Annotated in this window: 9 protein-coding genes and 3 pseudogenes; 8 read left to right on the top strand and 4 right to left on the bottom strand. The window is 63.0% G+C overall.

The features are described 5' to 3' along the window. The first annotated feature begins 604 nt into the window (after positions 1-604). Entirely contained in the window at positions 605-919 is a 315-nt protein-coding gene (locus ABVN20_RS18730) for a DUF3077 domain-containing protein (RefSeq protein WP_368557186.1), read from the top strand. Between the two features lie 167 nt (positions 920-1,086). On the opposite strand, the gene ABVN20_RS18725 is transcribed toward ABVN20_RS18730, so the two are convergent. Next, positions 1,087-2,433 (bottom strand): MFS transporter, encoded by a 1,347-nt coding sequence (locus tag ABVN20_RS18725; protein ID WP_368557185.1) that lies wholly within the window; start codon positions 2,431-2,433, stop codon positions 1,087-1,089. Positions 2,434-2,656: 223 nt separating this feature from the next. Between ABVN20_RS18725 and ABVN20_RS18720 the strand changes: the two genes are divergently transcribed. The 5 genes and pseudogenes from ABVN20_RS18720 (at position 2,657) to ABVN20_RS18700 (ending at position 8,735) form a co-directional block, all read left to right on the top strand. Then, complete coding sequence (locus ABVN20_RS18720) at positions 2,657-2,986, top strand: hypothetical protein (protein ID WP_368557184.1); 330 nt, start codon at positions 2,657-2,659, stop codon at positions 2,984-2,986. Between the two features lie 611 nt (positions 2,987-3,597). After that, positions 3,598-4,074 carry a formate dehydrogenase subunit gamma gene (locus ABVN20_RS18715; RefSeq protein ID WP_368557183.1) on the top strand — a complete coding sequence of 159 codons (477 nt, stop codon included), beginning with the start codon at positions 3,598-3,600 and terminating at the stop codon, positions 4,072-4,074. Beyond that, positions 4,074-5,633, top strand: coding sequence for a formate dehydrogenase beta subunit (locus ABVN20_RS18710; protein WP_368557182.1), 1,560 nt, complete (start codon positions 4,074-4,076; stop codon positions 5,631-5,633). The genes ABVN20_RS18715 and ABVN20_RS18710 overlap by 1 nt, the downstream gene beginning before the upstream one ends. Next, a pseudogene (fdhF, locus tag ABVN20_RS18705) lies at positions 5,630-8,517 on the top strand (formate dehydrogenase subunit alpha). Before ABVN20_RS18710 ends, fdhF begins: the two are co-directional and overlap by 4 nt. Further along, a complete protein-coding gene (locus ABVN20_RS18700) occupies positions 8,514-8,735 on the top strand; it encodes a formate dehydrogenase subunit delta (RefSeq protein WP_368557181.1) in 222 nt (73 codons plus the stop codon). Before fdhF ends, ABVN20_RS18700 begins: the two are co-directional and overlap by 4 nt. A 281-nt stretch (positions 8,736-9,016) precedes the next feature. On the opposite strand, the pseudogene ABVN20_RS18695 reads toward ABVN20_RS18700, so the two are convergent. From ABVN20_RS18695 to ABVN20_RS18685, 3 genes and pseudogenes are all read right to left on the bottom strand, one after another. Beyond that, positions 9,017-9,354: pseudogene (locus tag ABVN20_RS18695) on the bottom strand (potassium channel family protein). Further along, on the bottom strand, positions 9,351-10,763 hold the full coding sequence (locus ABVN20_RS18690) for an ATP-binding protein (protein ID WP_368557180.1): 1,413 nt from the start codon (positions 10,761-10,763) through the stop codon (positions 9,351-9,353). Before ABVN20_RS18690 ends, ABVN20_RS18695 begins: the two are co-directional and overlap by 4 nt. Beyond that, a complete protein-coding gene (locus ABVN20_RS18685) occupies positions 10,760-11,470 on the bottom strand; it encodes a response regulator (RefSeq protein WP_368557179.1) in 711 nt (236 codons plus the stop codon). The genes ABVN20_RS18690 and ABVN20_RS18685 overlap by 4 nt, the downstream gene beginning before the upstream one ends. Before the next feature lie 168 nt (positions 11,471-11,638). On the opposite strand from ABVN20_RS18685, the gene ABVN20_RS18680 reads away from it, so the two are divergent. Next, complete coding sequence (locus ABVN20_RS18680; RefSeq protein WP_368557178.1) at positions 11,639-12,448, top strand: VacJ family lipoprotein; 810 nt, start codon at positions 11,639-11,641, stop codon at positions 12,446-12,448. Next, positions 12,438-12,650, top strand: a pseudogene (locus ABVN20_RS18675) (hypothetical protein); the annotation flags it as partial. The gene ABVN20_RS18680 and the pseudogene ABVN20_RS18675, both read left to right, overlap by 11 nt. Positions 12,651-12,715 lie beyond the last annotated feature (65 nt).

The following is a 12,715-nucleotide window of genomic DNA, read 5'->3' as shown; positions in this document are numbered from 1 at the left end:
TTGTGGTTAATGAGCGGTTGAGCAAAAGGCAGGCCAATTGGTTTGAGCGCTGTTTTGCGGGGTGTTTGCTGATTAGCTGGGGGGTTAGGTGCAGCGATTTGCCGGCAGAGGCAAAGTGTTGCCACCTGACAGAGGTTTGTTTCAATGGTTTTCGTGATATACACCCGCATGCCTACAGAAGTGCTGTTGTGCCTTGATTCCTCTGAGTTTTTCCGGCGAAGGGCTGATTTATCACCCGTAATGCTGACGGTTGCGGGAAAGCCTTCCGGGCGATAACCTCCTTACGTCGCTGCCAATTCAGCGGCCGGGCTTGGTAACCCGAGGTAAATCACTGCGCAACAGTGCTCTGCGTTCGCAGGCGCTTTTTTTCGCCTGCGATCTGCGTTATGGCGGCTGTGCGTGGGACGTCTTCGGACGTGCCGGTTTCCTTGATTTCCCGGTTTACCAACCTGCGCACAGCTGCCACCCATTCGCTTGGTAACGAATTGTGGCGGCTCTTGAAATTAAGGAGCTTCACTATGTGCAGTACAAATCCGTCTGTAATCTGGCTCTCCCGTCCACGTTCCACCCTCCCCCACCACCCCTGCATCTGCGGAGGTGTCCAATGACCGAGCAACCCGAACTCAAAACCATCGGTTTGACCCCGGCCATTTACTCTACCGGTTCTGACGATCCGCTGTTCCATGTCACTCGCGGTGTGCCGCTCGTGGATGCGTTGAGCATGGCCTCTGATTTTCTGTTTCTCGCCAAGGCGCTGAGCAAGGATGCGGCTTATGCGCGGGATTTGGATTATCACGCCTGGGCTGCGCATTACCTGACGTCGATGAGTAAGGCGTTGGTGGATGATGCGGTGAAGGTGTTGGAGTGGGATCGGGGGGCTGCGGCTAAGCGGGCGGCTGAGACAGAGGCTGCGGGTTAAGGCTGGTGTTGGGCTGTGGGGGTGGGTTTGGTTGGTGACGGTGGCATGTCTGGGTATTGGCGTTATCGTTGAAGACCATCGCCAGCAAGCTCGCTCCTACAGGGAGAGGGGGTAACAGAGAAACCGGCTTGTTGGCCGGTTTTTCTGGGTTTGGCTTTTTCTATTTTTTACGCGTTTCTCGCCGGCGCACCTAAGACCGCGCCCTTCTCTTCCGTCGCCACCTCGTGCAGGGAAATTCGCGACGTCTCCGGCAACGCCAATCCACCAGCCAGTGCCAACAACGAAATCGCAATGAGGTAGAACGCCGGTGACAGGTTGCTGCCGGTGGTGGTGATCAGCCAGGTGGCGACCAATGGCGCGGTGCCGCCGAAGATTGTGTAGGCCATGTTGTAGGTGATCGCCGAGGCGGTGTAGCGGGTGCGGGTCGGGAAGACTTCCGACAGCAGGGCGGCCGTGACCACGCCGCACAGGACGGCGCCGATCGCCAGCAGCATCACGCCGACGATGGAGGCGACGAACGAGCCGGAGCTGGCCATCAGGAACGACGGATACACGACCACAATCAGCAGGATGCAGGCGGTGGCCACGGTTTTTCGCCGGCCAACCCGGTCTGAATATAGCCCGGCCAGTGGGCAGATTGCCGCGGCGAACAGCAAGGCGATCAGCGACACCAGCAACGCGGTGGCGCGGCTCAGGCCGCCGGCGACTTGCCGGTAGGTGGCGAAGTAGGTGGTGAACATGTAGAACGACAGCGCCGTGAGCGACACGAACGCGCCCAGGTAGCAAATGGCGGCGCCGTGGTTGCGCAGGGTTTCCTTGAGCGGGGAATGTGCCACGGCGTGTTCTTCGGTCACGGCCTGGAAGGCAGGCGTCTCATCGAGCTTCCAGCGCAGGTAGAGGCCTACCAGCCCCAGCGGCGCGGCGATCAGGAACGGCAGGCGCCAGCCCCAACTGCCCATGGCTTCCGCCGACAGCGATGCCTCCAGTGCATAGGCCACCACCGCCGCCGCGGCGAAGGCGGAAAACGTCGACACCGGAATGAAGCTGCCGTACCAGGCGCGTTTGTCGCTCGGCGCGTGCTCCATTAAATAAGCACAGGCCCCCGCGTACTCGCCCCCGGCGGAAAAACCCTGGGCGCAACGGATCAGTGATAGCAGGATCGGCGCCATGACCCCAATCGCGGCGTAGGTGGGCAGCAGGCCGATCAGCGTCGTCGCGCCGGCCATCAACAGGATCGTCATCGCCAGGGTGCGCTTGCGACCGATCTTGTCACCCAACATGCCGAAGAACAGCCCGCCCAAGGGCCGAAAGGCAAACGCCACGGCGAACACGGCAAACGTCTTGAGCAAGGCGGCACTGGCGTCGCCACTGGGAAAAAACTGCTGGGCGATGGTCGTGGCCAGGAAGCCATAGACTGCGAAGTCGAACCACTCGACGAAATTGCCGATCCCGGCGGCCACGATCACCCTTCTCAACGTCTGCGGGCTGACCTGCTCTGTCGTTACGCTCGTCATGCTGCACCTCGCCAATTCGTCCATTAGCGACCGATTATCGGGGTAGCCATGGGCGCGGTTCGGCTCAGATATGTCGTCGACGTAGTCAGTAGCGACCTGTTATGGGCGAGAAAGGCCGGTTTTGGGGTTTTCAGTGGTTGTGGATAACCCAGTGCCGGGTTTTATCCACAGCGGTACAATCGCGCGCCCAAACCTCGCTGGACCATTTCACAAGGATTCGCCCATGGAATCGCAGCTGGAAACCGTCGCCCTCTTCTCCCTGAAACTGGCTTATGAGTCGGAAGACCAGAGCCCGATTTTGCGGGATGATTTGGTGATGGGGGATTACCAGCGGGATGTGTTTGAGCTGTTGGTGAAGCGTGGGGATGTGGCGGGGATTCAGGTGAAGGTGGGGGAATGTGTGGGGTTGGCGATGGCGGCTGTGGGTGGGGTGGAGAAGCCTTTGGGGCGGGAGTTGCAGCGGTTGGCTACGGAGTTTGCCGATGGCAAAACCATGGAACACCTGGGTGCGCCGCTAGTTGCTCTTAAGGCTTATCTGAAAGACATCGTGTGAAAATCGCTGGTGTGTGGACGGGCCTGAGTAGGTCGGTTGCGCGTTGGTGATCGGTGGAGAGTCTGGATTGCCGCGTTATCGTTGACGGTTTATCGCGAGTAAGCTCGCTCCTACAGAGGGCGGTCGTGCGGGGTGTCTGGTTTTCAGCGTGATCGTTGAAGTCCATCGCGAGCAGGCTCGCTCCCACGGAGGGTGCGAGCTAATTTGTTTCAAGACTTTTTGACGGATGCGTCTGCACCGTAAATTTGCGGGCCCTTCTGAGCCTGTTTTGCCCCTCTAGCCCTTGCTATACATCCCTCATCGACAAGCCCTGTGGGCATTGGATCGGTGGGGGAACGCCCTGGGCTACTCTCATCTAGACTCAATGGATAGTCGTAGACAGAACTGAACACGTCGCTTTGGTGCAGGTAAACCCATGGCGCCGTGGCAATCTGCCTTTTATGCCCTTTGGAGGCGCGGCGAAGACCGTGTCGGGCACAACAAGATGCCCTTTAGGGTGCCCTGGCCGACGGCCTGAAGATGCCGCGAATCGTGACGTGGCGAGTGCCGCAGCCGACACTTTCGGACAACCGACAACCCGCTGGTATGTCCGTGACCGTGAGGATTGCTGTATGCCTGATGAGAGTTTGCACCTGTCCGTGGTCAACAGCCTGCTGGAGCGCCATGCGGGCTCTGCGGGTGCGCTGTTGCCGATCCTGCATGATATCCAGGAGCGCATCGGGTACATCCCGGATGCCGCTGTCCCCGAAATTGCCCACGCGCTGAACCAGAGCCAGGCCGAGGTGCGCGGGGTGATCAGTTTCTACCATGATTTTCGCACCGCACCGCCGGCGCGGCACATTCTGCGTTTGTGCCGTGCCGAGTCGTGCCAGAGCCGCGGCGCCGAGCAGTTGGCGGCGCAGTTGCGCGAACGCCTGCAACTGGACGATCACGGCAGCAGCGCCGATGGTCGGATCAGTTTGCGCCCGGTGTATTGCCTGGGCGCCTGTGCCTGTTCGCCGGCCCTGGAGCTGGATGGCCGGGTGCATGCGCGGCTCAGTGCGCAGCGGCTGGATGCGCTGCTGGATAGCTGCCGGGAGGACGCGTGATGCCCACTCTCTATTTGCCGGCCGACTCACTGGCCCGCGCCGTGGGTGCCGATGAGGTGTCGACGGCGCTGATCACCCAGGCCACCGAACGCAATCTGCCGCTGGAACTGCAACGCACCAGCTCCCGGGGTTTGTACTGGCTGGAGCCACTGCTGGAAGTAGACAGCCCGCAAGGTCGGCTCGGCTTCGGGCCGTTGACCGCCGACGATGTGCCGTCGGTGCTCGATGCCCTGCAAAACCCTTCTTCCAGCCATCCGCTGGCCCTGGGGCTGGTGGAGGAGTTGCCTTACCTGAAGACGCAACAGCGTTTGCTGTTCGCCCGCGCCGGCATTACCCGGCCGTTGTCGCTGGACGATTACCGATCCCACGGCGGTTTCGAAGGCCTGAAAAGGTCCGTCGAGCTGGGCGGTGAGCAAACCGCGACGGCGGTGTTCGATTCCGGGCTGCGTGGTCGCGGTGGCGCGGCGTTTCCGGCGGGGATCAAGTGGCGCACGGTGCGCAGCACCCAGGCCGAGCAGAAGTACATCGTGTGCAACGCCGACGAAGGCGACTCCGGCACCTTTGCCGACCGCATGCTGATGGAAGGCGACCCGTTCCTGCTGATCGAAGGCATGGCGATTGCCGGCCTCTGCGTCGGCGCGACCTATGGCTACATTTATGTGCGTTCGGAATACCCGGATGCGATAGCGGTGTTGCGTCAGGCCATCAACCTGGCGCGGGCTGCCGGTTACCTGGGCGCGAATGTCGCTGGCAGCGGGCAGACCTTCGATATGGAAGTGCGTGTCGGCGCCGGCGCCTACATCTGCGGCGAGGAAACCGCGCTGCTGGACTCCCTCGAGGGCAAGCGCGGCTACGTGCGCGCCAAGCCGCCGATTCCGGCACTCAAGGGCCTGTTCGGCCTGCCGACCCTGGTGCACAACGTGCTGACGCTGGCGTCGGTGCCGCTGATCCTGGCCAAGGGTGCGCCGTTCTATCGCGATTACGGCATGGGCCGTTCGCTGGGCACCATGCCGTTCCAACTGGCGGGCAACATTCGCCATGGCGGCCTGGTGGAACGCGCCTTTGGCCTGACCCTGCGCGAGCTGGTGGAAGACTACGGCGGTGGCACCGCCAGTGGCCGGCCGCTGAAGGCCGCGCAGGTCGGTGGCCCGCTGGGCGCCTGGGTGCCGCCGGGGCAATTCGATACGCCGCTGGACTATGAAGCGTTCGCCGCCATGGGCGCGATGCTCGGCCACGGTGGCGTGGTGGTGGCGGACGACAGCCTCGACATGGCGCATATGGCGCGCTTCGCCTTGCAGTTCTGCGCCGAGGAATCCTGCGGCAAGTGCACGCCCTGCCGGATCGGCTCGACCCGTGGTGTCGAGGTCATCGACCGCCTGCTGGCGGCCAAGGACCAGAGCGGTCGCGATGAGCAGGCGATCATCCTCAAGGACCTGTGCGACACCCTGCAATACGGTTCCCTGTGCGCATTGGGCGGCATGACTTCCTATCCGGTGGCCAGCGCCCTCAAGTATTTCCCTGCCGACTTCGGTCTGCAAACCTCGGAGGCCGAGCAATGATCACTCTCTTCGACCCGAAAACCGATATCGACCTGGGCACGCCCGCCCGTGATAGCCAGGTGCAAATCACCCTGAACATCGACGGCCGCAGCATCAGCGTGCCCGAAGGCACCTCGGTGATGCGCGCCGCCGCGCTGATGGGCACCACCATTCCAAAACTCTGCGCCACGGACAGCCTGGAAGCCTTCGGCTCCTGCCGCATGTGCCTGGTGGAGATCGACGGCATGCGCGGTTACCCGGCGTCGTGCACCACGCCGGTCACCGAAGGCATGACCGTGCACACCCAGACGCCCAAGCTGGCCACGCTGCGCCGCAACGTCATGGAGCTGTACATCTCCGATCACCCGCTCGATTGCCTGACCTGCTCGGCCAACGGCAACTGCGAGCTGCAAACCGTCGCCGGCCAGGTGGGCCTGCGCGAGGTGCGTTACGGCTACGAAGGTGAGAACCACCTGGCCGACGTGAAAGATACGTCCAACCCGTATTTCGACTACGACCCGAGCAAGTGCATCGTCTGCAACCGCTGCGTGCGCGCCTGCGAGGAAACCCAGGGCACCTTTGCCCTGACCGTTACCGGGCGCGGTTTCGACTCGCGGATCTCGGCGGCCGGTGGCGAAGACTTCCTCGATTCCGAATGCGTGTCCTGCGGCGCCTGCGTGCAGGCCTGCCCGACCGCCACGCTGATGGAAAAAAGCGTGGTGAAAATGGGCCAGCCGGAACGCGCGGTGATCACCACCTGTGCCTATTGCGGCGTGGGCTGCTCGTTCCGCGCCGAAATGAAGGGCGATCAACTGGTGCGCATGGTCCCGGACAAGAACGGCCAGGCCAACCACGGCCACTCCTGCGTCAAGGGCCGTTTTGCCTGGGGTTACGCCACCCACCCCGATCGCATCACCAAGCCGATGATCCGCAAGCACATCAGCGATCCATGGCAGGAAGTCAGCTGGGATGAGGCGGTGACCTACGCCGCCAGCGAATTCCGTCGTTTGCAGCAAAAGTACGGCCGCGATTCCATCGGCGGCATCACTTCCAGCCGCTGCACCAACGAAGAAACCTACCTGGTGCAGAAGCTGGTGCGCGCCGCGTTCGGCAACAACAACGTCGACACCTGCGCGCGGGTCTGCCACTCGCCCACCGGTTATGGCTTGAAACAAACCCTGGGCGAGTCCGCCGGTACCCAGAGCTTCGATTCGGTGATGAAGGCCGACGTGGTGCTGGTGATGGGCGCCAACCCGAGCGATGCGCACCCGGTGTTCGGCTCGCAGCTCAAGCGGCGCCTGCGTGAAGGCGCCAGGCTGATCGTCATCGACCCACGACGCATCGACCTGGTGGACTCGGTGCACGCCCGCGCCGAGCTGCACCTGGCGCTGCGCCCCGGCACCAACGTCGCCATGCTCAATGCCCTGGCACATACGATCCTCACCGAAGGCCTGCAAGACCAGGCGTTCATCGACGCCCGTTGCGAGGCCAGCGATTTTGCCCGTTGGAGTGAATTCGTCAGCCGTGCGGAAAACTCGCCGGAAGTGCTCGGTCCGATCTGCGGTGTGCCGGCGGCCGACATCCGCGCGGCGGCCCGGCTGTATGCCACCGGCGGCAACGCGGCGATCTACTACGGCCTGGGCGTGACCGAACACAGCCAGGGCAGCACCTCGGTGATGGGCATCGCCAACCTCGCCATGGCCACCGGCAACATCGGCCGCGAAGGCGTGGGCGTGAACCCATTGCGCGGGCAGAACAACGTGCAGGGCTCCTGCGACATGGGCTCCTTCCCCCATGAGCTGCCCGGTTACCGACACATCTCCAACGTCGGCGTGCGTACCCAGTTCGAGCAGGCGTGGAACGTCACCCTGCAACCCGAGCCGGGGCTGCGTATTCCCAACATGTTCGAGTCTGCACTGGCCGGCAGTTTCAAGGGCCTTTATTGCCAGGGCGAGGACATCGCCCAGAGCGACCCGAACACCCAACACGTAACGGCGGCCCTGTCGGCGATGGAGTGCGTGGTGGTGCAGGACATTTTCCTCAACGAGACCGCCAAGTTCGCCCATGTGTTTTTGCCGGGCAGTTCGTTCCTGGAAAAGGACGGCACCTTCACCAACGCCGAGCGGCGTATCTCGCGGGTGCGCAAGGTCATGGAACCGCTGGGCGGAAAGGCCGACTGGGAAGGCACCGTGGCCCTGGCGCATGCGCTGGGTTACCCGATGAACTACAAGCATCCATCGGAAATCATGGATGAAATTGCCAGTCTTACGCCGACCTTCACCAACGTCAGCTACGCCGAACTGGACCGCCACGGCAGCCTGCAATGGCCGTGCAACGAAGCGGCACCGGACGGCACGCCGACCATGCACATCGAGGAGTTTGTGCGCGGCAAGGGGCGCTTCATGCTCACCGGCTATGTGCCCACCGAAGAGAAGGTCAACAGTCGTTATCCGCTGCTGCTGACCACCGGGCGCATCCTGCGCCAGTACAACGTGGGCGCGCAGACCCGGCGCACCGACAACGTGGCCTGGCACGACGAAGACCGCCTGGAAATCCACCCGACCGACGCCGAGAGCCGTGGCATCGACGAAGGCGACTGGTCGTCGCGCATCGGCAGCCGCGCCGGGCAAACCGTGCTGCGCGCGCGGGTGCGACCGAGCGAGTGGCGCCGGGCGTGGTGTACACCACGTTCCACTTCCCGGAATCGGGCGCCAACGTGATCACCACCGACAACTCCGACTGAGCCACCAACTGCCCGGAATACAAGGTCACGGCGGTGGAAGTCAGCCGCGTCTACCACCCTTCCGAGTGGCAGAAACGCTACCAGGCGTTCAGCGACGAACAACAACGACTGCTCAAGGAACGCCGTCAGGCACGGGGCGATAAAGTGGAGGCGCGCCGATGAGCACCAGCAACCTGATCAAGATGGCCAACCAGATCGCCCAGTACTTCGCCAACGAGCCGGACCAGCAACAGGCGGTGCTCAGTGTGAGAAATCACCTGCAGATGTTCTGGACGCCCGGCATGCGCAAGGAGTTGCTGGCCTGGCAGACCGAGCACCAGGGTGCAGAGCTGCACCCGCTGGTGCAGACGGCAGTGAGTGGGGCGGGTTGGGAGGCTTAGGGTTCGCCGAACTCAGTGAGCCCCCCTACCACTGTGGGAGCGAGCCTGCTCGCGATTGCAGTCTACCAGTCACTTATGGGGTGCCTGACAGATTGCTATCGCGGGCAAGCCCGCTCCCACAATGTTTGCGGCGTTTGCTCAACCTCATGAATATCGTAATCCCCTGTAGGAGCGAGCTTGCTCGCGATTACCGTCTTCCAGTCACTATTGCAGTGTCTGAGAGATTGCTATCGCGAGCAGGCTCGCTCCCACAGAATTCTCGGCAAGTGATTCAGGACTACTTATCCCCCACCCGTCACCCGCACCGCCGTCTCGATCGCCCTGACACTGATCGCCGCAAATATCGCCGTCAGCAGCACGCCATTGAACCCCAGCAGAATCGCCAGCACCCGCGACAGCGGCAGCTTGGGCACCAGTTCGCCGTAGCCGATGGTCAGGCCGGTCACAAAGCCGAAGTAGATCCCGTCGAACGGCGCCCAGCCTTCCAGTAGGCGATGATCAAACCCACCGAGATAATCACCACCAGCATGGTCGAGAAGATCGGCCAGGCCAGTCGCAGGTAAAAGCCGACCGCCTTGTAGAACTCTCGACGAATGTGCGACGTGTGGGCATGCGTCATGTGCGGGCTCTCCTGGGGTTTGGCACCCCATCAAGCTTGGCACAGGATTGGAAAATCGAACGCCGGGGCTCGCGATGCACCGGCAACACCACCCGCGCCTGCAACCCGCCCTTGTAGCGATTGCGCAAGGTCAGCTCACCGCCGTGCTCCAGCACGATCGCCCGCGCCGCCGACAGGCCCAGGCCTACCCCGCCGGTGCTTTTGTTACGCGAACCTTCCAGGCGGAAAAACGGCGTGAACACCTGTTCAAGGCTCTCCTGCGCAATCCCCGGCCCGCGATCCAGCACCTTGATCCGCACTTCCCCGGCATCGGCCACCAGCTTCATTTCAGGCTCCACGCCGTACTTGATCGCGTTGTCCAGCAGATTGGTCATCACCCGCTTGAGCCCCAGCGGCCGGCCGAAATACACCAGGCGCTGCGGGCCATCGAAGGCGATCTCGATGCCCTGGTCGCGGTAATCGTCCGTGAGCGTGTGCAGCAATTCGGCCAGATCGAACTGGGTCGCCGGCTCCAGCCGAGCATCATCGCGGAAGAACTCCAGCGCCGAGTTGATCATGGCCTGCATTTCATCGACATCGCGAAACAGCCGCTGTTGTTGCTCGGCGTCTTCGATGAACTCACCGCGCAGGCGCATGCGCGTCAGCGGTGCGCGCAGGTCGTGGGAAATGGCGGCGAGCATCTGCGTGCGGTCGCGGATGAAGTGTTGCAACTGCGCCTGCATGGCGTTGAACGCGAGGATGGCCTGGCGGATTTCCTGGGGGCCCAGCGGCTCGATGGGCGGCGCGCGGAAGTCCACGCCAAACCGCCGGGCGCCTTCGGTGAACTGTTGCAAGGGCCTGGCCAGGCGCCGGGTGGCGATCAGCGCGACCAGGGCCGTAGAGATCAGCACCAGCAGGATGACGATCAGGGTGCGCGGCGTTTCATCCAGGCCCCAACTGCGCGAGGGCGCGGAAAAAGTCAGCCATGAGCCATCGGCCAGTTCGATCACCAGCACATAACGCGCATCCGCCGAGCCCTCGGGCCACTCGCTGGGTTCATAAGCCTCGATACGCCGATTGGTGGCGTGCAGCAACGGTAGGAGGATTCTGGAACCCTCTTCGGAAATGGCATCGTCCACCTCCGGTAACCGGAGATCGTGCCGGTCGGCGTGCCAGCTGACCTCGAAGCCGTTTTCCGTCACCGTGCGCGCCAACTGCGGCCGCAGCGCTACCGGCGATGCATCAATCAGCCGGGTGATGGTCGCGGCGTTTTCCAGGATGCCGACCTCGGTCAATGGCGGGCGCGCCCAGACCCCGGCCAGTTGGATAAACAGGCCGTTGAGCGCCAGGGAAATCAGCATGGCCAGGATGATGGTCAGTGCGACCCAGCGTGCCACCGTGTCGCGGCGAAATCGCTTGAGCCAGTTCATCGCCGCGACACGCTGGGGGTGAACAGGTAGCCGCCGTTGCGCACCGTGCGAATCATCGCCGGGCGCTTGGTGTCGGACTCCAGCTTGCGCCGCAGGCGGCTGACCTGCACGTCGATGCTGCGATCGAAGGCGTCGTGGCTGTGGCCCCGCGCCAGGTCCAGCAATTGCTCGCGAGTGAGGATCCGTTGCGGGTGCTCGACGAACACCAGCAACAGGTCGAACTCGCCGGCCGACAGCGGGATCATCACGTTGTCCGGCGAGCGCAGTTCACGGCGGGTGACGTCCAGGTGCCAGTCGGCAAAGTCGATCAGCGGCCGCGGCCGTTCTTCGGCCAGCGGGCGACGGTCATCGACGCGGCGCAACACCGCGCGCACTCGGGCCAGCAGCTCGCGGGCATCGAAGGGTTTGGTCAGGTAATCGTCGGCGCCCAGTTCCAGGCCGACCACGCGGTCGCTGAGTTCGCCCATGGCGGTCAGCATGATCACCGGTATGGCGTGGCGGATGCGTAGTTGCTGGCAGAGGATCAGCCCGCTGTCGCCCGGCAGCATCACATCGAGGATGATCAGGTCCGGCGCCTGGCGCTCGATCGCCGCCCACATCGACGCGCCGTCGGTGGCGACTTCGACGCGGTAGCCGTGCTGGACGAAGAATTTTTTAAGCAGGTCGAGGACTTCAACGTCGTCATCGACAATCAACAGGCTGTTCACCAAGGATCACTTTCACGGCGCGAATAGAGCCGTCATTCAAAACCATTCGCGGCGGCGCGTCATTTATTTCAATCGTGCAACAAAACGACAGCGACGCAATAAACCGGACATCTTTGCGCAAGGCTCTGGGCCCAGCATCTCGGCGAATTTCCCACGAGACTCGCCCCTATGTCGCGTTATACCTGTGCCCCCTGGATGGCCCGCAACACCTCCATTGCCGTGATCGCCGTGGGGCTGGCCGGTTGCAGCAGCCAGTCACCCGCGCCCACCACGGACGCGCCGGCGGCCGACGTGCGTTGCGCCGATGCGAACTATTCGGTGTATGACCCGGCCGAACCGGTCAACCGCGGGATCTTCGCCTTCAACCGCGTGGTGGACGACTACGCCTTGGCGCCCGTAGCCCGTGGTTACCGTCACCTGCCGGATTTTTTCCAAACGGGTGTACATAACTTCGTCAACAACTTCGGCGAGCCCAAGGTGTTCATCAACGACCTCTTGCAGGGTAATGCGCGGCGCTCGGCCAACACCCTGGGGCGTTTCGTGATCAACACCACGGTGGGCGTGGTCGGCCTGATCGACGTGTCCGGCAAGCTGGGTATCGCCCGCCACCAGGCCGACTTCGGCCAGACCTTCGGTGTGTGGGGCATCGGCAACGGGCCGATCGTCGAGCTACCGTTGCTCGGCACCTCCAACAGCCGCGACGCCGCCGGGCGGGTGCTGAGTTTTGTCGTCGATCCGTTCGGCGACAACAGCGACACCGTGGACACTCTGTCGACCGTCAACACCGTGGGCGACATCGTCGATGGCCGCGCCGAAGCCCTGCCGCTCACCGACAGCCTGCAAAAACTGCCGGACTACTACAGCGCGTTGCGCAACGTGGTGGCCGAGCATCGCGCCGGTTTCGTGCTGGACGGCAAACAGGGTTCGCCAGAGGCGTCCAAGGCACAATGCACGGGAGCATCGAGCGATGGTTTTTGAACTGCTGCAACAACGCACTCAACGCGACAATGAAGCATCGCTGCATTGCCGGGAAATCACCCTGCGTTTCTCCCCAGACTGCCAGCAACTGGTGCTCAGCCGCTACAGCGAACATTACGGCCCGGCGCTGGTGCGCTGGATCGAGCGCAGTCATACGGTGTCGGTCAGCGAGCTGTTCCGCTGGCTGGTGGCCAATGGCGAAACGGCGATCCGTCGCGAAGAAACCCAGGCCAATCCTGCTGTTACAGCAAAGCCCTACCTGGCTCA

The sequence above is a fragment of the Pseudomonas sp. MYb118 genome, from assembly GCF_040947875.1.
Taxonomy (GTDB): domain Bacteria; phylum Pseudomonadota; class Gammaproteobacteria; order Pseudomonadales; family Pseudomonadaceae; genus Aquipseudomonas.
Note: the sequence above shows the minus strand (reverse complement) of the source record. Positions and strands in the feature narration are given on the sequence as shown.

Bases quoted from the DNA above. Each gene is read 5' to 3' on its own strand.
- ABVN20_RS18730 (WP_368557186.1), top strand. From the start codon at position 605: ATGACCGAGCAACCCGAACTCAAAACCATCGGTTTGACCCCGGCCATT.
- ABVN20_RS18725 (WP_368557185.1), bottom strand. From the start codon at position 2,433: ATGACGAGCGTAACGACAGAGCAGGTCAGCCCGCAGACGTTGAGAAGG.
- ABVN20_RS18720 (WP_368557184.1), top strand. From the start codon at position 2,657: ATGGAATCGCAGCTGGAAACCGTCGCCCTCTTCTCCCTGAAACTGGCT.
- ABVN20_RS18715 (WP_368557183.1), top strand. From the start codon at position 3,598: ATGCCTGATGAGAGTTTGCACCTGTCCGTGGTCAACAGCCTGCTGGAG.
- ABVN20_RS18710 (WP_368557182.1), top strand. From the start codon at position 4,074: ATGCCCACTCTCTATTTGCCGGCCGACTCACTGGCCCGCGCCGTGGGT.
- ABVN20_RS18700 (WP_368557181.1), top strand. From the start codon at position 8,514: ATGAGCACCAGCAACCTGATCAAGATGGCCAACCAGATCGCCCAGTAC.
- ABVN20_RS18690 (WP_368557180.1), bottom strand. From the start codon at position 10,763: ATGAACTGGCTCAAGCGATTTCGCCGCGACACGGTGGCACGCTGGGTC.
- ABVN20_RS18680 (WP_368557178.1), top strand. From the start codon at position 11,639: ATGTCGCGTTATACCTGTGCCCCCTGGATGGCCCGCAACACCTCCATT.